At 37.8% G+C, this 22447-nt stretch carries 23 protein-coding genes; 13 read left to right on the plus strand and 10 right to left on the minus strand.

Going from position 1 to position 22447, the window contains the following annotated elements; translation table 11 throughout:
* Positions 1-334: 334 nt before the first annotated feature.
* A complete protein-coding gene (locus tag J2Z40_RS13550; RefSeq protein WP_066392453.1) occupies positions 335-1717 on the plus strand; it encodes an L-cystine transporter in 1383 nt (460 codons plus the stop codon).
* A 670-nt stretch (positions 1718-2387) separates the two neighbouring features.
* Here J2Z40_RS13550 and J2Z40_RS13555 read toward each other — a convergent pair.
* The 4 genes from J2Z40_RS13555 to J2Z40_RS13570 form a co-directional block, all read right to left on the minus strand.
* Entirely contained in the window at positions 2388-3773 is a 1386-nt protein-coding gene (locus J2Z40_RS13555) for a peptide MFS transporter (RefSeq protein ID WP_066392455.1), read from the minus strand.
* Between the two features lie 302 nt (positions 3774-4075).
* Complete coding sequence (locus J2Z40_RS13560; protein ID WP_066392457.1) at positions 4076-5377, minus strand: NCS2 family permease; 1302 nt, start codon at positions 5375-5377, stop codon at positions 4076-4078.
* Between the two features lie 166 nt (positions 5378-5543).
* Positions 5544-6542: an inorganic phosphate transporter gene (locus J2Z40_RS13565; RefSeq protein ID WP_066392458.1), complete on the minus strand. Its 999-nt coding sequence runs from the start codon at positions 6540-6542 to the stop codon at positions 5544-5546.
* Between the two features lie 13 nt (positions 6543-6555).
* Positions 6556-7173 carry a DUF47 domain-containing protein gene (locus J2Z40_RS13570; RefSeq protein ID WP_066392461.1) on the minus strand — a complete coding sequence of 206 codons (618 nt, stop codon included), beginning with the start codon at positions 7171-7173 and terminating at the stop codon, positions 6556-6558.
* A gap of 324 nt (positions 7174-7497) precedes the next feature.
* On the opposite strand from J2Z40_RS13570, the gene J2Z40_RS13575 reads away from it, so the two are divergent.
* On the plus strand, positions 7498-8562 hold the full coding sequence (locus tag J2Z40_RS13575) for a cytochrome-c peroxidase (protein WP_066392463.1): 1065 nt from the start codon (positions 7498-7500) through the stop codon (positions 8560-8562).
* Between the two features lie 358 nt (positions 8563-8920).
* On the plus strand, positions 8921-9181 hold the full coding sequence (locus tag J2Z40_RS13580) for a GlsB/YeaQ/YmgE family stress response membrane protein (protein ID WP_066392465.1): 261 nt from the start codon (positions 8921-8923) through the stop codon (positions 9179-9181).
* A 117-nt stretch (positions 9182-9298) separates the two neighbouring features.
* On the opposite strand, the gene J2Z40_RS13585 is transcribed toward J2Z40_RS13580, so the two are convergent.
* A complete protein-coding gene (locus J2Z40_RS13585; protein WP_066392467.1) occupies positions 9299-10177 on the minus strand; it encodes an RluA family pseudouridine synthase in 879 nt (292 codons plus the stop codon).
* A gap of 158 nt (positions 10178-10335) precedes the next feature.
* Between J2Z40_RS13585 and J2Z40_RS13590 the strand changes: the two genes are divergently transcribed.
* Positions 10336-10734, plus strand: coding sequence for a DUF5365 family protein (locus tag J2Z40_RS13590; RefSeq protein ID WP_066392469.1), 399 nt, complete (start codon positions 10336-10338; stop codon positions 10732-10734).
* 47 nt (positions 10735-10781) lie between these two features.
* Here J2Z40_RS13590 and J2Z40_RS13595 read toward each other — a convergent pair whose 3' ends face one another.
* Together J2Z40_RS13595 and J2Z40_RS13600 are read right to left on the minus strand one after the other, a co-directional pair.
* Positions 10782-11252, minus strand: a complete 471-nt coding sequence (locus J2Z40_RS13595) for a DUF6568 family protein (protein WP_066392471.1) — start codon at positions 11250-11252, stop codon at positions 10782-10784.
* Positions 11253-11690, minus strand: coding sequence for a disulfide oxidoreductase (locus J2Z40_RS13600; RefSeq protein ID WP_066392472.1), 438 nt, complete (start codon positions 11688-11690; stop codon positions 11253-11255).
* Between the two features lie 229 nt (positions 11691-11919).
* Between J2Z40_RS13600 and J2Z40_RS13605 the strand changes: the two genes are divergently transcribed.
* The 4 genes from J2Z40_RS13605 (at position 11920) to J2Z40_RS13620 (ending at position 16255) form a co-directional block, all read left to right on the plus strand.
* Positions 11920-13671, plus strand: a complete 1752-nt coding sequence (locus J2Z40_RS13605) for a phospho-sugar mutase (protein WP_066392475.1) — start codon at positions 11920-11922, stop codon at positions 13669-13671.
* Positions 13672-13690: 19 nt separating this feature from the next.
* Complete coding sequence (locus J2Z40_RS13610) at positions 13691-14413, plus strand: SDR family oxidoreductase (RefSeq protein WP_066392476.1); 723 nt, start codon at positions 13691-13693, stop codon at positions 14411-14413.
* 64 nt (positions 14414-14477) lie between these two features.
* On the plus strand, positions 14478-15608 hold the full coding sequence (locus J2Z40_RS13615; protein WP_083953852.1) for a GAF domain-containing sensor histidine kinase: 1131 nt from the start codon (positions 14478-14480) through the stop codon (positions 15606-15608).
* Positions 15609-15622: 14 nt separating this feature from the next.
* Positions 15623-16255, plus strand: coding sequence for a response regulator (locus tag J2Z40_RS13620; protein ID WP_066392481.1), 633 nt, complete (start codon positions 15623-15625; stop codon positions 16253-16255).
* A 54-nt stretch (positions 16256-16309) separates the two neighbouring features.
* On the opposite strand, the gene J2Z40_RS13625 is transcribed toward J2Z40_RS13620, so the two are convergent.
* Positions 16310-16567: a YhdB family protein gene (locus J2Z40_RS13625; RefSeq protein WP_066392483.1), complete on the minus strand. Its 258-nt coding sequence runs from the start codon at positions 16565-16567 to the stop codon at positions 16310-16312.
* A gap of 184 nt (positions 16568-16751) precedes the next feature.
* Between J2Z40_RS13625 and J2Z40_RS13630 the strand changes: the two genes are divergently transcribed.
* Both J2Z40_RS13630 and J2Z40_RS13635 read left to right on the plus strand, forming a co-directional pair.
* Positions 16752-17072: a DUF3889 domain-containing protein gene (locus J2Z40_RS13630; RefSeq protein WP_066392485.1), complete on the plus strand. Its 321-nt coding sequence runs from the start codon at positions 16752-16754 to the stop codon at positions 17070-17072.
* A gap of 435 nt (positions 17073-17507) precedes the next feature.
* Complete coding sequence (locus J2Z40_RS13635) at positions 17508-18926, plus strand: SpoVR family protein (RefSeq protein WP_066392487.1); 1419 nt, start codon at positions 17508-17510, stop codon at positions 18924-18926.
* A 36-nt stretch (positions 18927-18962) separates the two neighbouring features.
* Here the strand turns inward: J2Z40_RS13635 and J2Z40_RS13640 are convergent, their stop codons facing one another.
* Positions 18963-19283 carry a winged helix-turn-helix transcriptional regulator gene (locus tag J2Z40_RS13640; RefSeq protein ID WP_066392489.1) on the minus strand — a complete coding sequence of 107 codons (321 nt, stop codon included), beginning with the start codon at positions 19281-19283 and terminating at the stop codon, positions 18963-18965.
* A 137-nt stretch (positions 19284-19420) separates the two neighbouring features.
* On the opposite strand from J2Z40_RS13640, the gene J2Z40_RS13645 reads away from it, so the two are divergent.
* Entirely contained in the window at positions 19421-20272 is an 852-nt protein-coding gene (locus J2Z40_RS13645; protein WP_066392491.1) for a VOC family protein, read from the plus strand.
* Positions 20273-20327: 55 nt separating this feature from the next.
* The gene (locus J2Z40_RS13650; protein WP_066392493.1) at positions 20328-20597 is read left to right on the plus strand and encodes an iron-sulfur cluster assembly accessory protein; all 270 of its coding nucleotides are present in this window, start codon (positions 20328-20330) and stop codon (positions 20595-20597) included.
* A gap of 50 nt (positions 20598-20647) precedes the next feature.
* Here the strand turns inward: J2Z40_RS13650 and J2Z40_RS13655 are convergent, their stop codons facing one another.
* Positions 20648-21520, minus strand: coding sequence for a YitT family protein (locus tag J2Z40_RS13655; RefSeq protein WP_066392495.1), 873 nt, complete (start codon positions 21518-21520; stop codon positions 20648-20650).
* A gap of 136 nt (positions 21521-21656) precedes the next feature.
* Between J2Z40_RS13655 and J2Z40_RS13660 the strand changes: the two genes are divergently transcribed.
* A complete protein-coding gene (locus tag J2Z40_RS13660) occupies positions 21657-22190 on the plus strand; it encodes a hypothetical protein (protein ID WP_157087801.1) in 534 nt (177 codons plus the stop codon).
* Positions 22191-22447 lie beyond the last annotated feature (257 nt).

Genomic DNA, 22447 nt, shown 5'->3' on the forward strand with positions numbered 1-22447 from the left:
ACACCATCCCATCCAGAATTATTGATCAAAAATTGCTTATATAAAGAATATATCCATTTGAAACTAAAATAAACAGAAAATTTAGATAAAAACCATTTAATTTTTTTTGTAAATATAATTATATGCTTTTTTGCTTGTTTGGTCAAAATAAATCAAACTGTTTTTTCCTTTTTCACTATTCATTTGTGTAAAAAGAAATTCAAATCGATGAATCTATCCAATAGTTGCGAATAAACTTTATTAATAGCTTTTTTGAAAGGAGGGATCTTCCATGTGATATTCCTACTTCATAGATAGGAATACGAAGAAACAATAAAGGAGGGAGCATACTGATATGTGGTTAGTGATATTAAATATTGCAATCTTACTGTTGCTTCTTATTAGCTTATATTATATGCAGAAGAAACATATTTCGTTTTCGATCCGTGTATTTGTTGGTTTAGGACTAGGCATTATCTTTGGTTTTGCCCTACAGTTTATCTATGGGCCAACCTCAGAAATTGTTTCCGAATCGTCAGACTGGTTTAATTTAGTAGGTGGAGGATATGTGAAATTTCTCCAAATGATTGTTATGCCACTTGTCTTCATTTCCATTCTTGCCGCATTCACAAAAATGAAGTTAAGTAATAATATCGGAAAAATTAGTGCGCTTATTCTAGGGCTACTCATTGGGACAACAGCCATTGCAGCAGCTGTAGGGATTATTACAGCCGTAGGCTTCGATCTAGAAGCAATCGAGATTAACCAAGGAGAAGCGGAAAGCATAAGAGGTGAACAGCTCGAAGAAAGATCTCAAAGCATTGAAGGGAAAACATTTCCACAGCAAATGCTTGATTTGCTTCCAGCCAATCCGTTTCTAGACTTTACGGGTGCAAGGGCGACGTCTACGATTGCCGTCGTTATATTTGCCGCCTTTTTAGGGATTGCTTTTCTTGGTGTCAGAAGGAAATCACCAGAACAAGCAGAGTTATTTGCTAAGATTGTAGATGCGCTATATGCAGTCATTATGCGTGTCGTTATCCTTATCATTAGATTAACTCCATATGGTGTCCTAGCGATCATGACACGCACGGTTGCGATGAGTGATGTAGACTCGATACTGGAGCTAGGAAAGTTTGTTATTGCATCGTATGTTGCTCTAGCCATTATGTTCGTTATTCATTTATTATTGCTCATGTTTGCGGGGCTTAATCCTGTTACGTATATGAAAAAGGCGTTCCCGGTTTTAGTCTTTGCTTTCACGTCTAGAACAAGTGCTGGTGCGCTTCCTTTAAATATTAAAACACAGAAATCGCTCGGTGTATCTGAAGGAACAGCGAATTTCTCTGGTTCATTCGGATTATCCATTGGACAGAATGGCTGTGCGGGAATTTATCCTGCTATGCTTGCTGTGATGATTGCGCCAACGGTAGGGATTAATCCATTATCTCCTATGTTTATCCTCACAGTCATTGCTGTTGTAGCAATTAGCTCATTTGGGGTAGCTGGTGTAGGAGGAGGCGCTACATTCGCGGCCATCATTGTCCTCGCAGCACTCGATCTACCAGTTGCATTAGCTGGACTTCTAATTTCAATTGAACCACTTATCGATATGGGACGGACAGCAGTAAACGTCAGTGGGGCGATGACTTCAGGGATTTTAACAAGTCGAATCACTGGAGAAATTAATACGGATGTATACAATGATATGAAGGAGAAAATTGAAGCGGAAGCATAAAGAGAAGCTGTTTTTTACAGATCGGTTTAATGTAGAAAAAAGTGCTTTAGCAAGCAATTTTGTAAATTAATCCGTTTGCTTATTTTATTGTAATGTTAAGGAGTACTAAGTTTTACGATCGAAATAATTTTGATTAAACATAGCTTTTAACCTCTATTGGTCACATATAAAATATGTGGAAAATACGGTGTAATTTGATTCGATTATTTATACTAAGAAATGATGGGAAGCTGCTGCGCCCCTTATCTAGGTCTGCATTATCAGTTGGGGGATCAGATTGAGCGACAGAGCTGACGAATAGACGGAAAAACTCCGCTTATTTCGGAATATTTTATAAAAAAAGTGAAAATAAGCGGAAAAACTCCGCCTATTGTCTTGAAAAGTGCAAAAATAGGTGATTTTTCGTTAAATAAGCGGAATAATTCCGGTTATTTTCTCAAAAACGCGCTTCATTCTGCATTTAACCGGAAAAACTCTGCTTATTTTTCTAATGCTATTAACTCGATTTAAGGACACGAGCAAAAAGAAAAGTTGTACAAGAAAAGGGGCATGAAAAAGTTGAAAAAAACTTTTACATGCCCCTTTATTTGTGAGAAGTGCCTTATTCTAACATCTAGAGGGCACAAGACTAATAGAAGTGGCCCCTATGATGTCCAAGGCGCTTTTCGTATTAATCCATCATACGTACAAGTTTTTTCGAAACGGAAAGCAAAATAAATCCAAGGACAATAGCCATTAATCCAATGACACTAAAGATTTCGAAATAACCTAATGTTTGAGTGAATGCAGCAAGCTGACCTGCAAGAATATTTGCCACACCTGTGCTTGCAAGCCATACACCCATAAGGAGTGAAGCAAGCTTAACTGGTGCAATTCTACTTACTAGTGATAATCCAACAGGCGATAGCATGAGCTCACCCATTGTATGCATTAAATAAGTAAGAACAATAAACATGACATTTGCTTTCATTTGAATATTTGATTCATCACTACCTGTTTGTGCGATAGCAATTAACAGAATGACATATCCAAGACCAAGAAGAATCATCCCAAGTCCCATTTTTGTAGGTACTTTAAGATCACCACGTTTGGATGAAGCTAATTTAAGCCAAAACATTGAGAAAATTGGTGCTAAAATGACAATAAATACAGGGTTCACAGATTGGAACCAAGCGGTTGGAATTTCCCATCCGAAAATTTCTCTATCAACAAATCGCTCAGTATATAGCGTTAAAGAGCTTCCTGCTTGTTCGAAACCAGCCCAGAAGAATACAACGAAGCAAGCTAAAATAACAATAACTGCAGTTCTTTGTTTTTCTTTCTTTGTAAGCGGTTTGTTTTTCGCATTTGGGTCCACACTTTTATCTGGTGCACCTGTAGGTTTTTTTCCAATATCTCCAAGATAACGATTGCCAAACAGATTAAAGATTAGTTGACCAATAATCATACCGATTGCAGATGCTAAGAATCCATACTTAAAACCATATTGGATAATTCCGTCAATCGTTGTTGTTTTGAATAAATCATTGTAAAGAAAACCGATGATTAATGGAGAGAAGAAAGCCCCAATATTAATCCCCATATAGAATATTGTAAATGCTGCATCTCTACGAGGATCCTTCTCTTCATAAAGTTCGCCAACAATTGTTGAAATATTCGGTTTAAAGAAGCCGTTTCCGACGATAAGTAAGATTAAACCTAAATATAAAGCCCCAGCACTTTGATGCATGAACAATGCGATGTTACCAAGTGCCATCAAGACCCCACCGATTGTAATCGCACGGCGTTGTCCTAAGAACCGATCTGATAAATAGCCTCCAACCATTGGTGTGAAATATACGGCACCAGTGAAAAACCCATAGAGCATCATTGCATAGCTATCACTGAAACCTAATCCGCCACTTACGAAAGCGGTTGTTAAGTAAAGTACGAGAATCGCTCTCATCCCATAATAACTAAAGCGCTCCCACATTTCTGTTAAGAATAGTAAGTATAAACCAGGAGGATGCTTTTTCTTATTTTTTCCCTGCTGGTTCGCATTCATTGTTGCATCCATTTTCTGAACCCCCATTTTTAAAAATCAGTCAACTATATTATTGTAGATTAATGAAAATTTTGTGGCAATAGAATCAAAATAAGTAAAAAAACTTAATTTATTAGCAATTAATCAAATATTATTATTTGAATAATAAGAGCAAACATTCAGGGGAATTATTGTAATATAGTTTGTTGGGTATTATTGTGGCATGAAACGAAGAAACTATGCGGTTCAGTTTGTAACAATAAAGCGCTTTATGGGATGATGGTTCATCCCATAAAAGCGCTTCTCTAAGAGTGAATTGGCAATATGTACCGATTCTAATGTGGCAAAAAGGCGAGTTGATAGAAAAATAAGACAGCGAAAAGATACACAAGCGGATGAACGTCACGCCATTTCCCTTTAACGGCTTTCATGATCGGGTAAGAGATGAAACCTAGTGCAATCCCTGTTGCAATGCTTGACGTTAAAGGCATACTTAAAATAATTAAAAAGGCTGGAAATGCCTCATCGAGCTCTCCCCATTTAATATTGGAAATACTGCCCATCATAAGGCTTCCAACAATAATGAGTGCTGGTGCAGTAATTGCAGAAATCCCAGAAACAGCACTTACAAGCGGGCCGAAAAATGCAGAAATCATAAATAGGCCAGCGACTGTTAAAGTAGTTAATCCTGTTCTTCCTCCAGCAGCAACGCCTGAAGATGATTCAATAAAGGCAGATGTAGGACTCGTCCCAAACATCGCACCGACTGTTGTAGCTAAAGAGTCAGAAAGCAATGCTTCTCTCGCTCTTGGCATTGTTTTTCCCTTCATTAAGCCTGCCTGTTGGGCTACGCCAATCATTGTTCCTGTCGTATCAAAAATTGTTACGAGTAGAAAAGAGAATACGACTGCATATAGACTATGTGAAATTACTTCACCAATCGCATCAATTGGATTTAACACCATTAATCCATCAGGCAAGGAAGGCATTGCCATGAACCCTTGATCAAAAGAAAGCTGGCCAGTGAAAAAGGCAATCAATCCTGTAATAATCATTCCGAAGAACATCGCACCATTAATATTAAGCACCATTAAAATTAATGTAATAGCTAGACCAATTAGAGCTAAGATGGCAGATGGCTCGTGTAAGTCACCTAATGCGACTAAATTGGTTGGATGGCTCGTAATGATACCAGTTAAGCGCAATCCAATGAAAGCAATAAACAATCCAATTCCTGCGGTTATCCCGTGCTTTAAATTATCGGGAATCGCTTCAATCAGCTTGGAGCGAAAAGGAGTCAAAGATAAAATGATAAAAATAATACCTGCAATAAATACAGCTGCAAAAGCTGTTTGATAATCAATATTTCCATGTGTTCCAACGACTGAATAAGCAAAATAGGCATTTAACCCCATCCCAGGGGCAATCGCAATGGGGTAATTGGCGAAAAGCGCCATCCATAATGTCCCAACGACAGAAGCGATAATCGTCGCCGTAAATACTTGCTCAAAAGGTACCCCTGCATCCGCTAGAATGACTGGGTTAACGACAACGATATAGACCATTGTTAAAAAAGTAGTGATCCCTGCAAAAACCTCTGTTTTTGCATTTGTTTGATTTTCTTTTAATTTAAACATCAAATAAATCCTCCAAATACGAACATTAAATTCTACATTCTATATAATATTCGTTTTTATTTTGGATTACAAGTGCTTATTGTATATTATTTATTACAAATGAAGAAAGCATTCATTCTAAGCAAAAATAAAAAGGGAAGTCTTAATGACTGCCCTCTCCAATGGTTTAAAATATAGCATTCAAAAGTAGATAGACAAGTCCAGCAATAGTAGCTGAAATTGGCAAGGTAATTACCCATGTAATGAGCATTCTTTGTGCAGTTCCCCATTTAACCCCTTTAAGGCGATGAGCAGAACCTACACCTAGAATAGATGAAGAAATAACATGTGTTGTACTAACAGGCAGATGAATTAAAGTAGAGCCGAAAATGATCATTGCTCCGGTTAAGTCGGCAGCCACTCCATTCACAGGTCTAATTTTCATGATCTTGCCGCCAACCGTTTTAATAATTTTCCAGCCGCCTACAGATGTACCAAGTCCCATTGCAAGTGCACAGGAGAATTGAACCCAAAAAGGAATATCTGTGCTTGTCACATAATTATTAGCGATTAAAGCCATTGTGATAATCCCCATCGCTTTTTGCGCGTCGTTTGTTCCATGTGTATAGGACTGCAGTGCAGCTGTAAAAATTTGAAAAATACGAAAGTTGCGATTTGTCTTCGTTAAATTATTATTTTTAAAGACGATCTTAAATATGCTATAGACGATAAATCCTACAGCAAACGCGATGACTGGAGAGATAAGTAGAGCTTGAATAATCTTCAGAAAACCTTTGTAATTGAGTGAAGCAAATCCAGCCGCTGCAATAGCCGCACCAGCTATGGAGCCGATCAGTGCGTGTGAAGAACTGCTTGGAATCCCGTAATACCAAGTAAGCAAGTTCCAGAAAACAGCAGAAATAAGTGCTGCTAAGATGACGAGTGATCCATTCTCTAGTGTAAATGGATCAACAATATCCTTTGTAATTGTCTTGGCAACCCCTGTAAAGGTCATAGCTCCAACGAAGTTCATCACAGCTGCAAGCAGGATGGCGTGTCTTGGCTTAAGTGCTTTTGTAGAAACAGATGTAGCAATTGCATTAGCCGTATCATGGAAGCCATTAATAAAATCAAAAGCGAGAGCCATAAATACGATTAAAATGGTTAATAGTAAAAATCCGTCCATATATTAAGACTCCTTACGCGTTTTTCATAATAATACTTTCCAAAGTATTTGCTACACTTTGACAGCTATCCGCAATTTCTTCAAGATTTTCATAGATCTCCTTATATTGGATGATGCGGATTGGATCTTTCTCAACCGTGAAGAGGTGTTTGATTGATTGACGCAAGACACCGTCACATTTGGATTCATAATCTTTAATCTTAATTGCGTGTTCTCGAATTTGAAGTAGTTTTTTGTTTGAAAGCAGTTCAATTGATTCAACAATTTCATGTGCACAATTTTTAATAGCATCGACAAATTTCAACATGAAGTCGTCTGCTTTTGTAATGGAATACATTTCAAAGAGTGATGCACAGTGTTCAATTCCATCAATTACATCATCTAAGCTCATTGCCAGTGCAAGAATATCTTCTCGTTCAATTGGTGTAATAAAGGCATTATTTAATTCCTTAATTACTTCATGAACGTATGAATCTCCTTTTGATTCATAGTCCTTGAGTGTATCTGAAAAGATTTTCAGATCACTTACATTACTTAATTTATAGTCAGCAAAATAATTAGCGCCTTCCTTCACATTTGATGCGATGTTACTGAGCAACAGATTAAATTTGTCCTTCTTTTTAAAAGCCATTTTCTTACCCCCAAATATTTCTTCCAAACGAGACTAATTTTATACGAAAAACGATGAATTAGAAAGAAAAATGTAGAAAAAAGTTCAATAAGCATAGAAAAACTTACATATTACCCTATTATGTGATGAAATTCTATCGATTATGTTTTCAATATAAGGATGAGGTTTAAGTTGCGATTTGTGATAAATGTCACAAACTTTTCGAAAGTAATACGTAAATAAGAATGAATTTAAAGATATAATTACTTTAAAGATGGATGGAAAAAATAAATAATATTTACAGATATTCCATTTCTATCTAAAAATAAATAGGGGGAACTATTTATGAGGAAATTAGGTTTAGCTATGATGGTTATTTTTGTTTTATCAATTCTTGGAGCATGTAACTCAAACGAAGAAGCATCCGCTCCAGCTGATAAGGAAAAGAATGAACCTGCAAAGGAAGAAGTAGTAGATCAAGAATTATTGGATGCAAAAGCAAAGTTCGAGCCACTTGGAGAAATGCCGGTTCCTGCTGATAATCCAATGACAGATGAGAAAGTAGAATTAGGAAAAACACTATATTTTGATCCACGCCTATCAGGCAATAATGTACAAAGCTGTATGTCATGTCATGCTCCTGGTGCAGGTTATGGGGATGGAATGAGCACATTTATTGGCTTTGAAGGACATCAAGGCGGAAGAAATAGTCCGACTATTATTAACTCAGGCTACTACCCAACGAATTTCTGGGATGGACGAGCTGGGAGCTTAGAAGAACAAGCTTTAGGACCGATTCAATCAGAAGTTGAAATGAATCAGAATTTAGATGAATTAGTTATTGAATTAAATGGTGTGCCAACATATGTTGAGCAATTTAATACTGTTTTTAATGATCAGATTTCTGCTGATAATATTGCAAAAGCGATCGCTGCTTTTGAAAGAACGATTGTCATTTCTGATACTGCATTTGATCGCTATCTTCAAGGGGAGGAAGACGCAATTAGTGCAGATGCGAAAGAAGGCATGAAGCTATTCGTAGGAAAAGCTGGATGTATTTCATGTCATGCTGGACCACTATTATCTGATTATAGCTATCATAATTTAGGAATGAGTGGAGACGAAGGTCGTTTTGATGTAACTGGTAATGAGGAAGATAAAGGGAAATTCAGAACTTCAGGTTTAAGAGGAGTGGCTCATACAGCACCATTTATGCATGATGGAAGTCTTGAAACTTTAAAAGATGTTGTTATGTATTATAACGCTGGCGGCGGAGATCATGCGAATAAGAGTGTATTAGTAAGTCCACTTAATTTAACGGATAAGGAAATAGATAACCTTGTTGCATTCCTTGAAAGTATGAGTGGTGAGCTTCAAATGATTGATGCGCCTGAAATACCAAGTAACTAAATAAATGATGATTGAACGACTATCGAAAGCGGTAGTCGTTTTTTTGTGCTGCCAAATTTCCAGTCCCCTCCGCAACGATTGTGTCAACATCGGTTTGCTTTCGCTCACCGTGTTTCCTTTATCTTAGTCGGTGTCTTCCAGTTTGTACGGCAGTTTCTTCTTTTTTGTTTAGGACATTATTAGTCTGGGGTAGAAAAGAGGTAAGACACCGGCAAAAGCCGTTTATATAGAGCGATTGTCTGAAACAGGCAATCGCTTCCTGCGAAAAAATTTATACATAAAATGCTTCTTGTAAATTTTTTTGTAATAAAAAAGGAATTTTGACGAAAACTATTTACAAACACGAAAGGGTGATAGGATGTTTACATTTTTATGGTCATTAATTATAGGTGGAATCATTGGTTGGATTGCTGGAATGATTGTAGGTAAGGATATCCCTGGAGGTGTGTTTGGGAATATCATTGCTGGTTTTGTCGGTGCTTGGTTAGGTTCATTAATTTTTGGAAATTGGGGTCCAGTAGTTGCTGATTTTGCCATTATCCCTGCTTTAATTGGTGCAGTTGCACTTGTATTTATTTTAAGTCTATTGATGAGAGCTTTTAGAAAATCCACTGATTAATGGTATGAGGTTAAAAGGGCCTTCCAGCTATTGGAAGGCCCTTGTTTTTTTTGCGGCAGGAATTAAGTTTGGACGTAGTGGCTTATCTAACGGTTCGCTCGTACAAACCATATTCATTTAAAATTCACTCGGACAATCAACCCGTATCGTTTCATTTGTAAAGGGGTGAGGGAGTTCGAGTTTTGCCGCATGCAGCGCTTGTCTATAAAAGATTGGTTTCCCTCCATATAATGAATCACCAACGATTGGGTGACCTATATGACCTAGATGAACACGAATTTGATGCGTTCTCCCTGTATCTAGCTGACATTGGATGAACGATTGATCTTGTTTCGCATCATATTCTAGAATTTCATAATGAGTAATGGCAGACTGACCAGTTGGAGAAACTCTCCTTCTAGTCGGGTGATGACGGTCTCGGCCAATTGGCTGTTGAATCGTTCCTTTTTTCCTTTTTAACTTCCCATGAACGAGTGCATGATACGTTCGCTTAATCTTTCTTTCTTCAAGCAGTCGGTCAAGAATCGAGCCTGCAAGCGCATGCTTAGCAAATAGAACAGCACCTGTAGTGTCACGATCGAGCCGATGAACATGCTTTATTCTTCTTTGTTCTCCGTTTGATAGTAAATAATAGGCTGCGCCATTTGCAAGGGTATCTGTTTGATCAGGATCGTTAGGATGGGTATCCATATCCGCAGGTTTATTAAAAATAATTAAATGGTCATCCTCATATAATACATCCACATCTTGGTATGTTGGGACCACACCAAAAGGTTCCTCTGTAAATAGTTTCAGCTGTAAGCGGTCACCTGCCTGTAAAGGAAGATTCCAGCTTCGATCTTCTCCATTGACTTTTACTCCCTTTTCCATTCGTAATGAATGAACTTGCTTTTTAGGCGCTTGCCAAACTTGTCTAAATATAGAATCAATCGATAATCCATCCCATTCTTGATTAATTTTTATTTCGTACCATTCACCCATTTTTTTTGTTTTCATAATGATTGACTCCTTCTATACAACCAATTTTTCACAAGTGCATAATATATGTAGTTTACCCGTTAGATGGTTGTAATTACCACCCTAAAAAGGAGAATGAATATGATATTCTTATTACATATTACAAACTGGTTACAGGTTATAGAGGTGGGTTCTCAGTGAAGATTGTATTTGCATCAACTCCTGAGCAGGAGGAGGAAATAAAAGTACTAATTGAAAAAATATATTCTACTATTTTTCCAAATTATTTTCCGGATGAAGAGATTAAGGGGTTTGTGGAATTAGATGTGCTACATACGACTTCAAGGCATTTTGAAGACTTTGGAACATTAAAGGAAGCATCTCAAGTGATTGTCAGCCTACAAACGATTATAGCTATTCTTGATTCATCAAATCTGAATGAAAAATATGAACAGACATTTAATAAAAATGTAGATATTCTTCAACAATTTGGCCTTTCATTTCCTTTTCAATTTGAAAATTTCATAACGAGTAGAATGATGAAAAATGAATGGCTTAGCTTATATACGAAGCCTGCAAATGAATTGTTAATCTAATTGTAAAAACGCCTGCAGAATTTATCTGCAGGCGTTTTTTTATAGGACTATTTACTATTCTGATTAAACCACTCTTCAAATACTTCTTTGTCTTGGTATCCTGTAATTCGATTGACTTCTTTGCCGTCTTTGAATTGGACAATGGTTGGTGTTTCTTTAATTCCAAAATCATCCCAGCCATGATCGAATTCAAGTAAATTAAATTGATGCAATTGAAGATTCATTTCCTTTGCTAACGGAGAAACGACGGGCGTTGTGCGTTGGCAATGAGAGCAAGTTGGACTATAGAAATACACGGTTACATCCTCTTTATTATCAAGCAATTCTTCTAATTTATTTGGAAGGATCAGGTTTTGATAATTAGGGTCATCAAGCTGTGCGACCGTTTCAGGATGGAGTGTATCTTTCTCATACGGATTATTTTCAGCTACTTTTTCTTCATTTTGCATTTTTGTTAGGACACCTAACCCAATAAAAAGCAGGATGATTATTGCTAAAAAGATGATAATCTTCTTCACTTATGCTGCCTCCTTAGACTTTTTCCATAATAAATAGCTACAAATAAAAATACTAACAAATGCAGTGAATGCTAAAAATGGAATGGTAATAAATCCAAGCCAATTAATATATTGGCCCGTGCATGGAACTCTTCCACATGTTGCTGCATGATCAGCAAAGAAAGCAACCTTTTGGATTAAATAATGATAAAGAGAGATACATATGCCAATTGCAGATAAAACCATTGTATAGATGCTAATTCGGTAGTCCTTCTTGACGACTGCTATTCCTAAAATGACAACAAAAGGGTACATAACAATTCGTTGATACCAACAAAGTGTACAAGGTTCATATTGACGAATCTCAGAAAAATACAGGCTGCCAAACATAGCAAGGACAGATGCCGCCCAAGAAATAAACAACAAGGAATCGCGAGAATCTTTCTTTGTTTTCTCCATATTGTGCTCCTTTAAATGAAGTTATCAAATAAAATTATGACCTACTGTTTCACTTTTGTAAATTAACAGAGAGACAAAGTCAATTATTAGTATGAATTTCGTCATAGTTTTGTCATGATTGAAAGGAATAAAGGCTGCTAGAACGAAATACATAATGGAGATAGCAGCAGGAGAGTGGATTTTTCTTCTTTAAGATGTTTTAATAAGATGGAGTTTTGGAGGGATATTGATGAATTGGAAAAAGAAGGCTGAGCAATGGATTCAGTATAGCCATTTGAATCAAGAATTGTTATCTGAAATCCAATTATTACAAAAAGATGAGTCAAAACTAGAGGATGCTTTTTATAAAAATTTAGAGTTCGGGACAGGTGGCATGCGCGGAGAAATCGGTGCAGGTACAAACCGGATGAATATATACACCGTAAGAAAGGCTTCCGCTGGACTCGCTGCATACATAGAAAGCATGGGTGTAGAAGCAATGGAGCAAGGTGTTGTCATTGCTTATGATTCTAGACATAAGTCTTTCGAATTTGCGATGGAAGCAGCTAAAACATTAGCAACAAGAGGAATACAGACGTATGTTTTTAATGAACTAAGACCGACACCAGAATTATCATTCGCGGTTAGAGAAGTACAGGCATTTTCGGGAATTGTTATTACTGCAAGTCATAATCCACCTGAATATAATGGGTATAAGGTATACGGTTCAGATGGAGCACAGCTGCCACCTAAAAGTGCCGATATTGTCATTTCAAAAGTAAATGAAATTGAAAATGAACTGTTAATTGAGGTTGTGGATGAGGAAGTTTTGAAAGAAAAAGGGTTAATCAAAATGCTTGGGGAAGAAATGGATCAAAGATATATCGATCATCTGATTACGATTTCTGAGAATCCACATCTAAGCACTGAAGTTGATTTATCGATTGTTTTCACCCCTTTACATGGAACAGCGAATCTACCAGTTCGAGCGGCTTTCAAGGCATTAAATTATCATTCTGTTCAAGTTGTGAAGGAGCAGGAATTGCCTGATCCTGAATTTTCAACAGTTAAAAGTCCGAATCCTGAAGAAAGGTCTGCATTTGAATTAGCGATTAAAGAAGGGGAAAGGACAAATGCTGATCTTTTAATTGCAACAGACCCTGATGCTGATCGATTAGGGATTGCTGTTCGTGATCAAAAAGGGGAATACATCCTTCTAACTGGAAACCAAACAGGTGCATTGCTTCTGCACTACCTCCTTTCACAGAAAAAGGAAAAAAATACACTCCCAGAAAATGGCGTCGTATTGAAGACGATCGTTACTTCAGAGCTAGGGAGAAAAATTGCGGCTTCTTTTGGTGTGGAAACAGTGGATGTGTTAACCGGCTTTAAATTTATTGCTGAAAAGATGAAGGAATATGATGAAACAGGCGAGCATCAATTTTTATTTGGCTATGAAGAAAGCTATGGGTATTTAATTGGGGATTTTGCCCGTGATAAAGATGCGGTACAAGCGGCGATTCTTGCTGCTGAAGTGACAGCATTTTATAAGAAACATGGGATCAATGCATATGAAGTACTACTACGTATTTTTGAACAATATGGGTATTTCCTTGAAGGTCTTCGTTCTTTAACATTGAAAGGCAAAGAAGGGGCTGAATTGATTGAGCGGACATTGGCTTCATTCCGTTCAGAACCACTGCAAACACTTGGCGAATTAAAGGTCACGGCCGTTGAAGATTATTTAACAAGTGTACGAACCCAAAGCAATGGGGAACAACATACGATTGATTTACCAAAATCAAATGTGATTAAGTATATGTTTGAGGATGGCACATGGGTTTGTATCCGACCATCTGGCACAGAACCAAAGATTAAATTTTATTTTGGAATAAATGGCGTATCATTAGAAGAAAGCAAACAAAAGCTTACTGGTGTTGAGAATGCCTTTATGAATTTGATCGATGAGAAAATTCAATCTCTATCATTCAGCAAGAATTAGTGAAAGGATGTTTGGTAACATGTTAAACGATCAAGTAGCAATTATAACTGGTGCATCAAGAGGGATTGGAAAAGAAATCGCATCAAAGCTTGCTGAACAAGGGATGAAGCTTGCGATTGTCGGAAGCTCTAACGAGATCAATGAAACGGCAAAGGAATTACAGCAAAAGGGTTTTCCGGATGTATTGGCGATTCAAGCGGATATTTCGAATGAAGACCAAGTGCATTCCATGATTGAACAAACCCTCCAGCAATACAATCAAATTGATCTATTAGTCAATAATGCGGGGCTAGGGCTATTCAAATCGATTGAAGAAACATCATTCGCTGATTGGAAGCGTCTGTTTGAAGTAAATGTGCAAGGTGTTTTTCTAGGTGTGAAGGCCATTCTTCCTCATATGAAAGAAAGAAAATCAGGCACAATTATTACGATTGCCTCAGATGTAGCAAGATATACGATTCCGAATGGAGCCGCATATACGGCAACGAAATATGCCGTTCAAGGGTTCTCTGGTTCCATTGCCCAAGAAGTACGGGAATATGGCATTAGAGTGGGCACGGTTAATCCAGGAATGGTTGATACGTATATTGCCGGATCAAAGCAAGGATTAGCAGAGAAAAAGGATTGGCTGCAAGTAGAGGATGTGGCGAATGCAGTTGTATATATGGCATCTGCACCAAAGCATATGTTAATTGACGAAATCGTTCTGCATCCATTTGTTCAAAACTATCCGATTGCATAAAAAAGCGCTGAAGAGAACTTCTCTTCAGTGTTTTTTTATATAATAAGAAGTAGCTGCACAAAGGCTGGGAGGGGAATCGGTGGAAGCTCATCATTCGGAAATTCGTATATTGAAGGAAATTGCTGAATTATTAAATGAAGGAACAGAAATTAACGGACTGTTATCAGAAGTGCTGGCAAAATTATTGCATGTAACAGGGTTAAGCAGTGGCTGGATCTTTCTCGTTGAGCCTGATGGGAAGCATATGCTTGCTGCAAAGGAAAATCTTCCACATGCATTGGCCTATAATGATTGTGAACCAATGTGTACAGGGGATTGCTGGTGCTTAGATCGCTATAATAATGGGCGGCTTCAAAAAGCGACCAATATTATTGAGTGTAAAAGAATTGAATCAGCCCTTGCAATGAAAAGGGAGGACACGAATGGCCTAACCCATCATGCAACCATTCCTTTGCGTGCGGGCAATGAAAAATTTGGTATCCTTAATGTTGGCGCACCTAATAAGACACATTTTGAACCTGAGGAGCTCGCATTGCTTGAGTCGATCGCTTTTCAAATTGGCACAGCCTTAAAGAGAATTAAGCTGATAGAAGTAGAGCAAGAAACGGCTTTAACGGCTGAAAGAAATCGCTTAGCAAGAGATCTTCATGATTCGGTTAGCCAGCTGCTCTTCTCTCTTCGTCTAACGGCAAGAGGAGGTGCAGAGATGACTGCGGATAAGGAAACGAAGGAAACCTTTACATATATCCAAGATCTTGCACAGGAAGCATTAAGTGAAATGAGAGCATTAATTTGGCAGCTACGCCCAAGAGGATTAGAAAATGGCATTACGAGTGCTTTGCTGGATTATGGACAAATGCTTGGATTGAAAGTGGAACCAGAAGTATCCGGTGTGATTTCACTTCCAGGAAAAGTGGAGGAAGCTTTATGGAGAATTGGCCAGGAAGCGTTAGCCAATTGTAAAAAGCATTCAGGACAAGAAAAGGTGTTGCTGCGTCTGTCGATGGAAGCGCATCAAGTGGAAATGCTTATTTCAGATTGTGGGAATGGCTTTTATTATGATGACAAACAAGGTGAAATCCCAACCCTCGGTCTACAAAGTATGAAAAAACGTGCAGAGCATTTAAAGGGGCAATTCAAGCTGAAAAGCTCTCCAGACAAGGGAACAACCATACAAATCATCATTCCGGTATAAGGAGGATTCGAAAATTGGCGATACGTATTCTGATTGCGGATGATCATCATGTAGTTAGACGCGGGTTAGTTTTCTTTCTGAAAACACAGCAAGAATTAGAAATAGTTGGTGAAGCAAAAGATGGAAAAGAGGCAGTTGATCTAACAATAAAATTTCAGCCAGATATCGTATTAATGGACTTGGAAATGCCTGAGTTGAATGGGATTGAGGCCACACGCTTAATCAAGGAAAAATGTCCTTCCGTTAAAGTCATGATGCTAACAAGTTTTTCTGATCAGGATCATGTGATTCCTGCTCTTGAAGCGGGTGCTTCTGGCTACCAATTAAAGGACGTTGAACCAGATGAGCTTGTTCGAGCGATCCTTTCCTTAAAGGAAGGGGAAAATCAATTACATCCTAAGGCGACCTCTCAACTTTTAACCCATTTATCAAATAAAAAAGAAGCAAATCCACTAGATGAATTAACGAAAAGAGAGCTTGATGTGCTAAAGGAAATTGCGAAAGGCAAAAGCAATAAAGAAATTGCAATCGCCTTATTTATTACAGAAAAAACTGTGAAAACACATGTCTCAAACCTTCTCTCTAAGCTTGAGCTTGCAGACAGGACACAAGCAGCATTGTATGCTGTTCGAAAAGGAATTAACTAGGAAAACACGATCCATTATTTTGGATCGTGTTTATTTTGGTGGAATTCTCAATGCTTATGGCAATTGATACATAGTTTCAGGCAGTTCATCGAATGAATATTCATTTGCATGATCGATGTATCGGAGCAAAGAATATAAATGCTTCTCAATGACGGTGTAATCTTTTTCATAGTTATATGCATGCAGGAAATACTCGATTTTTTTTGAAAGAAATTGATCTTCCGTCCGTACCATCAATATTAATAAATTGTCCCATTCCGACCGATGCGTATAATAGAGCGCCCGATCATAATCCAAATTAGTCTTATTCATTTGTCTTAGCCTCCTCCATTTAGGAGTTGATTATAGTTTGCGGTGGAGACGCAGAAATGTTCCGCAGTAAATGTTGGTCATATTGGATTTGATGGGTTTTCATCTTTTACCTGTATAAGTCTTGTATGAATAAATAATCAAAAGTGGAGGAAAATAAGGAAAATAATTATTATGGAGGGATCGAATGAAAAGGTATCTGCTCATTTTTGCTATAATTAGTCTGTTTTTCAATGGATGGATTGGCTCATCCTTTGCAAGTGAAAAGCCAGATTATGAAAAATACGGGCGAATTGCTACAGCTGTTGTTATTGAAGATTATCCAGGTGAAGAGGTAGTGGAATACGAATACACAGGGAGACAAAAATTAACTGAAACGAATGTGACTGATTCCTTTACATTCCAAGTAAAGGAAGATGGAAAACCAGTCACCGTTGTTGTGAAAATCACTCATAGTCTTGATAATAGCAAGACATTAACAATGAGTGTAGAAGAGAAACAGGGATAAGGGAGTCATGGCTCTCTTATCTTTTTTATGTTTCACAAAGGCTCTTTTCTAAAGGATTGTTGCTTTTGAATCAAATGTTTGATCAACAAGGTCGGTCGGTTGATTGGAGCGGAAGGTAGCGAGATCCTCGAAAATGCTGTCGCATTTCCTTCGTGCGGTGTGAATCCTAAGAAGCCTACTCAATGTCCTGCGGGATGCGTGGGACAGCTGAGACCTAAGCAGGAGCTTGAATGACGAGGAGGCTCAGCGCCCACCCCGCGGAAAGGGAGCACACGTGCGCGGAAATCAACCTTTACCAATTATGTGTAAAATAGCAACAATGTTTACGAAAACAGCCTTCAAAAAATAAATGAGCCATAGCGTTTTTTGCTAGAAAAATCATCAATCCTTCTTTTTCTTCATAGATTGTGTTAAGAGGATAAAGGGGGAGAAGCGATGGTTGGCGAGGAATATAAATCACTTCAATATGCAATCCAGGAAATTACGGAAATTGCGAATGGCTTTGGTTTAGACTATTATCCGATGCGTTATGAGATTTGTCCTGCAGATATTATTTATACATTCGGTGCTTATGGGATGCCAACAAGGTTTTCTCATTGGAGCTTTGGCAAGCAATTTCATAAAATGAAGCTTCACTATGATCTTGGTCTATCGAAAATATATGAACTTGTAATCAATTCCAATCCTTGCTATGCATTCTTACTGGATTCGAATTCTTTAATCCAAAATAAATTGATCGTGGCCCATGTCCTTGCCCATTGTGACTTTTTCAAAAATAATATTCGCTTTGAGAATACGAAGCGAGATATGGTTGAAAGTATGGCTGCTACAGCGGAACGGATTCGGCAATATGAGGTAGAGTACGGGAAAAAAGAAGTTGAAACGTTCCTTGATGCGGTATTAGCGATTGAAGAACATATCGATCCTTCACTTATGAGGCCAAAGCTTGCTTGGGGTTTAGAGGATGTGGAATATGAGGAGGAAGAGGATACTGTTGCCGCTTCCCCATATGATGATTTATGGAATCTTGATGAGCGAAATGAAAAGAAAGTCACTCGAAAAAAGAAGAAAAGGAAAATTCCCCCGCAGCCAGAAAAGGATCTTCTTTTATTTATTGAGAGCTACAGCAGAGAGCTAGCCGATTGGCAGCGGGATATATTGACGATGATGCGAGAGGAAATGCTCTATTTTTGGCCACAGCTAGAAACAAAAATCATGAACGAAGGATGGGCATCGTATTGGCATCAGCGTATTCTCCGTGAAATGGATTTAACAAGTGGGGAAGCACTCGAATTTGCAAAATTAAATGCGGGGGTCGTCCAGCCTTCCAGAACAAGCATTAATCCATATTATTTAGGTTTGAAAATTTTTGAGGATATTGAAGAAAGATACAATAATCCGACAGAAGAAATGAAAAAACGTGGAGTGAAGGAAGGATCCGGCCGCGAAAAGATGTTTGAAGTTCGCGAAATCGAATCAGATATCTCCTTTTTAAGAAATTACTTAACAAAGGATCTCGTCATGCGAGAGGATATGTATCTGTTTCAAAAGCAGGGAAGGGATTATAAAGTAGTCGATAAGCAGTGGGAAAGTGTTCGTGACCAACTAGTGAACATGCGCGTAAATGGCGGATTCCCGTATTTAACAGTCAATGATGGTGATTATTTAAAAAATGGCGAGCTCTATTTAAAGCATTGGTTTGAAGGAATTGAGCTTGATCTGAAGTATTTAGAAAAGGTGCTCCCATATGTCCAGCAGCTCTGGGGCAGAAGTGTCCATATTGAAACGATTGTCGAAGGGAAGAATATGCTGTTTACGTATGACGGAAAAGGGATTCATCGCAAGTATTTGTAAGAGGAAAAGCAATGGAGAATGGACTCCATTGCTTTTTTAATGGATGTCTTTTTCTATCCATGTTTGTGACCAGATTTCAATATCTTTCATAAGTGGTTCTAAAGAAATCCCTTTTTCAGTTAAAGAATATTCAATCCGAACGGGGGTCTCAGGATAGACTTCTCGCTTAACGATTCCTTCTAGTTCTAAATCTTTTAGTCGTTCAGATAGGACACGCCCGCTAATGCCAATCGTAGATTCAATGGTGCTAAAACGCTGTGGGCCATTTAGCAATTGGTAAATAATCAATCCCGTCCAGCGCTGACTAATAATATTCATGGCTTTTTCAAATCTTGGGCAAATAAGATCTTTGTTCATCGTTCATCACTCCTATATACATTATAACCTTCATTACTGGAAATAATAAAGGTACTTGACATAATTAAATTATAAAAATATAATTACTTACATAAAGTAACTAACTTACAAGCCGTTTTAAAGGAGGAATTCTTATAATGAACTTTCACAGTGAACCGAATGTTTTTGTGCGTCAGGTTGATATAAAAGTAGCAGATTTAGAGCGGGCGATTGCATTTTACCAGCAAGTCATTGGCTTTCAAATTTTGGAGAAACAGGAGAGGAAAGCGGTTTTAACAGCAGATGGAAAGACCCCTTTGCTGCAAATTGAGCAGCCTGAAGAGGTCGTTTCGAAACAACCGCGTACGACTGGCCTCTATCATTTTGCTCTGCTATTGCCAACACGTTCTGATTTAGCAAAAATAATCGAACATTTTATTAAGAATGGGTACCCATTACAGGGGGCATCCGATCATCTTGTTAGTGAAGCATTGTACCTAGCAGACCCAGATGGAAATGGAATCGAGATTTATACGGATAGACCAGCAGAATCATGGGTGTGGAACAATGGTGAAGTGCATATGACGACAGAGCGATTGGATATTGAAAGTATTTTGGCTGAAGGGGATGGAACACCGTGGAGTGGACTTCCAGCAAAAACGGTCATGGGGCATATTCATTTACATGTGGCCGATTTGCATGCGGCAGAACAATTTTATTGTCAAGGGCTAGGGTTTGAGGTTGTGACTCGTTATGGTGGGCAAGCTCTGTTCATATCAAGTGGCGGTTACCACCATCATATTGGCTTAAATACTTGGAATGGACTTGGTGCTCCTGCTCCTGTTGAAAACAGTGTAGGCTTGGCGTCATATACACTCATTTTTCCAAATGAGGAAGCAAGAGAAATGGTTATTGAACGTTTGAAAAGGATAGAAGTTCCTGTAAGTAAAAAGGATCATTCTTATTTAGCGAAAGATCCATCTGGCAATCTGATTGTCTTGAGCGTATAATCCATTTACAAAAAGGTCCTCTAAATGATAATTTATCATAGGGGGATTGATTTTTATGATGATTACAAATGAAGCACGGGATTTATTAAAGCAAGTGTTAAGAGATCAGCAAGCGAGTGGGATCCGCATCTATTTTGTTGGCTTTGGCTGTGAAAAGTCTGAAATGGGGATGGCATTAGATGAACCGGAACCAACCGATCGAGTAGAAATAATTAATACAATCCAAGTGGCGATTGACCCTTATATAAAGGCTGAGGTCGAGGATTTAGTCATTGAATATGATCAAGGTAGACATGCGATTGTGTTAAGCAGTATATCTGAATAGAGTGAGGAAAATAGTAAAAATGGCGTGAAATCTTCACGCCATTTTGTGTTTTAATGGATAGCTGATTTGAATTTACTTCCATGGGCTTCTTGTGTATCCATTATCGTTGTGAATGCGTTATTATCAATGTCATTAATGATATCCTTCAACTTAGAGATTTCTAAGCGTGTAATCACGACATAAATCACTTCTTTTTCCGTATCTTTGTAGCCGCCTTTTCCTTTTAACTTAGTCACACTGCGTCCTAAGCGGTGGATGATGGCATCTGAAATTTCTTCATAATGATCTGAAATAATAATCGCTGCCTTCGTATCTCCTTCAAATCCTTGAACAACTGTATCAATTAGCTTCGATGCAATGAAATAAGTAATAACTGAATACATTGCCTGTTCCCAGCCTAAAACAAACCCTGCCCAGCCAAAAACAAAGATATTCAAGAACATAACAAACTCACCAATTGAAAATGGAAGCTTCTTCGTTAATAAAATACCGAGAATCTCCGTTCCGTCTAATGCGCCGCCAAAACGGATCACAATTCCAACTCCAACACCTAATAATAAACCACCAAATACAGCTGCCAATAAAGCATCATCCGTAAAAGCAGAAAGATTAAGTAAGTGCATCTGCGATTCAACAACCGCTAATGCGACAATACCGAATAGTGAAGAGAAAGCAAAGCTTTTTCCGATATATTTATACCCAGAGTATAGAAAAGGAATATTAATGATGAAAACGAGGATTCCAAAATTAATGCCTGTCAGGTTATTAATGATGAGTGAGATCCCGATAATTCCACCGTCAATAATGGTATTCGGAATTAAAATAAACTCAATGGATAATGCAGCTAAAGAGGCGCCAATCAATAACATGATATACCGATAAATAAAATGAACCTTACTTTCTGATTTGTGTTGTGCTGCCATAATTCACCTTCCCCAATTTTTTGCTATAAAAAAAATAATACATTTTAATAGAAAAAATATCAAATGTTAGCTGGTGATTGAAAGGATGCTGAATAATTTTCTACTTCGTTGGAAAAATACAAAACGAGGTGATTTTGTGAATCAATTTTTGAAAATATCTATTTTATCGGTCCTATTCCTCTTTATTTCGAGCATTGGTACAGCATTTGCTTTAGAAGAAAAACAGTCTGAAGTAGAATGTGAACGAAAAAAGGATTTTCGAAATAAGGAATTTAATGAACGGATTATGAATGATATCTTTACGAGTTTCGGTCATAAATATGAAGAGATTATTGATCAGAGTATGTATATAAATAGAATTGATTTAATGAAGTATACAGTCCTGGCAGCAAATAAGGATATTCATTTAGAAAGCTTGAAAGATCATTTAAGTGGGGAATCAACTGGAGAAAAAAGAATTTACTTCTTTCATGGCGATCCAACGACCGCTTATATCTTTTACAAGGATCTAGAACATAAAAACACAGTCGTACACTTAAAAAAGGAAGAAACCGAATGGACTGTCATCGATCAGCATGTGAAAAAGGGAAAAAAGATCCAACTAGTCAGAGAAAAATGCCAAGATGACTATTTTATGAAAAGAATGTTTAACAATTTATATCCAGAATAATTTATTAATGTAGTGTTATGTTTAGGGCGAATGTTGGTTGGATAAAGAGTGGGAGATAAAGGCCAGTAAGGATGCAAAGTCCATCATAGCATTGATGATGGACAAAACTAGGTGTGAAAGCAGAGGGAAAGTCCATCATAGCGTTGATGACGGACAAAACGCGGTGTGAAAGCAGAGGGAAAGTCCATCATAGCGTTGATGACGGACAAAACGCGGTGTGAAAGCAAATGCAAAGTCCATCATAGCATTGATGATGG

This window comes from Cytobacillus eiseniae (genome assembly GCF_017874625.1).
GTDB lineage: Bacteria > Bacillota > Bacilli > Bacillales > Cytobacillaceae > Cytobacillus > Cytobacillus eiseniae.

Bases quoted from the DNA above. Each gene is read 5' to 3' on its own strand.
- J2Z40_RS13550 (WP_066392453.1), top strand. From the start codon at position 335: ATGTGGTTAGTGATATTAAATATTGCAATCTTACTGTTGCTTCTTATT.
- J2Z40_RS13555 (WP_066392455.1), bottom strand. From the start codon at position 3,773: ATGGATGCAACAATGAATGCGAACCAGCAGGGAAAAAATAAGAAAAAG.
- J2Z40_RS13560 (WP_066392457.1), bottom strand. From the start codon at position 5,377: ATGTTTAAATTAAAAGAAAATCAAACAAATGCAAAAACAGAGGTTTTT.
- J2Z40_RS13565 (WP_066392458.1), bottom strand. From the start codon at position 6,542: ATGGACGGATTTTTACTATTAACCATTTTAATCGTATTTATGGCTCTC.
- J2Z40_RS13570 (WP_066392461.1), bottom strand. From the start codon at position 7,173: ATGGCTTTTAAAAAGAAGGACAAATTTAATCTGTTGCTCAGTAACATC.
- J2Z40_RS13575 (WP_066392463.1), top strand. From the start codon at position 7,498: ATGAGGAAATTAGGTTTAGCTATGATGGTTATTTTTGTTTTATCAATT.
- J2Z40_RS13580 (WP_066392465.1), top strand. From the start codon at position 8,921: ATGTTTACATTTTTATGGTCATTAATTATAGGTGGAATCATTGGTTGG.
- J2Z40_RS13585 (WP_066392467.1), bottom strand. From the start codon at position 10,177: ATGAAAACAAAAAAAATGGGTGAATGGTACGAAATAAAAATTAATCAA.
- J2Z40_RS13600 (WP_066392472.1), bottom strand. From the start codon at position 11,690: ATGGAGAAAACAAAGAAAGATTCTCGCGATTCCTTGTTGTTTATTTCT.
- J2Z40_RS13605 (WP_066392475.1), top strand. From the start codon at position 11,920: ATGAATTGGAAAAAGAAGGCTGAGCAATGGATTCAGTATAGCCATTTG.
- J2Z40_RS13610 (WP_066392476.1), top strand. From the start codon at position 13,691: ATGTTAAACGATCAAGTAGCAATTATAACTGGTGCATCAAGAGGGATT.
- J2Z40_RS13625 (WP_066392483.1), bottom strand. From the start codon at position 16,567: ATGAATAAGACTAATTTGGATTATGATCGGGCGCTCTATTATACGCAT.
- J2Z40_RS13630 (WP_066392485.1), top strand. From the start codon at position 16,752: ATGAAAAGGTATCTGCTCATTTTTGCTATAATTAGTCTGTTTTTCAAT.
- J2Z40_RS13635 (WP_066392487.1), top strand. From the start codon at position 17,508: ATGGTTGGCGAGGAATATAAATCACTTCAATATGCAATCCAGGAAATT.
- J2Z40_RS13640 (WP_066392489.1), bottom strand. From the start codon at position 19,283: ATGAACAAAGATCTTATTTGCCCAAGATTTGAAAAAGCCATGAATATT.
- J2Z40_RS13645 (WP_066392491.1), top strand. From the start codon at position 19,421: ATGAACTTTCACAGTGAACCGAATGTTTTTGTGCGTCAGGTTGATATA.
- J2Z40_RS13650 (WP_066392493.1), top strand. From the start codon at position 20,328: ATGATGATTACAAATGAAGCACGGGATTTATTAAAGCAAGTGTTAAGA.
- J2Z40_RS13655 (WP_066392495.1), bottom strand. From the start codon at position 21,520: ATGGCAGCACAACACAAATCAGAAAGTAAGGTTCATTTTATTTATCGG.